A 1,447-nucleotide genomic window follows, 5' to 3' on the forward strand; every position below is an offset into this window, starting at 1 on the left:
CATTTATAAAAAAACATGTTGACTTTAAGAGAAACTTATTATATAATTAAAAAGTTGCTTGGGAAAGTGAACAAAATGATCTTTGAAAACTAAACAAGACAAAACGTACCTGTTAATTCAAAGTTTTAAATAAATCGCACAGCGATGTGCGTAGTCAGTCAAACTACTTTATCGGAGAGTTTGATCCTGGCTCAGGACGAACGCTGGCGGCGTGCCTAATACATGCAAGTCGAGCGGACAGATGGGAGCTTGCTCCCTGATGTTAGCGGCGGACGGGTGAGTAACACGTGGGTAACCTGCCTGTAAGACTGGGATAACTCCGGGAAACCGGGGCTAATACCGGATGCTTGTTTGAACCGCATGGTTCAGACATAAAAGGTGGCTTCGGCTACCACTTACAGATGGACCCGCGGCGCATTAGCTAGTTGGTGAGGTAACGGCTCACCAAGGCGACGATGCGTAGCCGACCTGAGAGGGTGATCGGCCACACTGGGACTGAGACACGGCCCAGACTCCTACGGGAGGCAGCAGTAGGGAATCTTCCGCAATGGACGAAAGTCTGACGGAGCAACGCCGCGTGAGTGATGAAGGTTTTCGGATCGTAAAGCTCTGTTGTTAGGGAAGAACAAGTGCCGTTCAAATAGGGCGGCACCTTGACGGTACCTAACCAGAAAGCCACGGCTAACTACGTGCCAGCAGCCGCGGTAATACGTAGGTGGCAAGCGTTGTCCGGAATTATTGGGCGTAAAGGGCTCGCAGGCGGTTTCTTAAGTCTGATGTGAAAGCCCCCGGCTCAACCGGGGAGGGTCATTGGAAACTGGGGAACTTGAGTGCAGAAGAGGAGAGTGGAATTCCACGTGTAGCGGTGAAATGCGTAGAGATGTGGAGGAACACCAGTGGCGAAGGCGACTCTCTGGTCTGTAACTGACGCTGAGGAGCGAAAGCGTGGGGAGCGAACAGGATTAGATACCCTGGTAGTCCACGCCGTAAACGATGCTAACTCGTTTTTGGGCCTTAGGGTTCAGAGACTAAGCGAAAGTGATAAGTTAGCCACCTGGGGAGTACGTTCGCAAGAATGAAACTCAAAGGAATTGACGGGGGCCCGCACAAGCGGTGGAGCATGTGGTTTAATTCGAAGCAACGCGAAGAACCTTACCAGGTCTTGACATCCTCTGACAATCCTAGAGATAGGACGTCCCCTTCGGGGGCAGAGTGACAGGTGGTGCATGGTTGTCGTCAGCTCGTGTCGTGAGATGTTGGGTTAAGTCCCGCAACGAGCGCAACCCTTGATCTTAGTTGCCAGCATTCAGTTGGGCACTCTAAGGTGACTGCCGGTGACAAACCGGAGGAAGGTGGGGATGACGTCAAATCATCATGCCCCTTATGACCTGGGCTACACACGTGCTACAATGGACAGAACAAAGGGCAGCGAAACCGCGAGGTTAAG

General features: G+C 51.6%; 1 rRNA gene. It reads left to right on the plus strand.

Annotated elements, in window-relative coordinates:
* Positions 1-168: 168 nt before the first annotated feature.
* Positions 169-1,447, plus strand: a 16S ribosomal RNA gene (locus SB772_RS38985); the annotation flags it as partial.

Source organism: Paraburkholderia sp. SIMBA_030 (assembly GCF_046535245.1).
Taxonomy (GTDB): Bacteria; Pseudomonadota; Gammaproteobacteria; order Burkholderiales; family Burkholderiaceae; genus Paraburkholderia.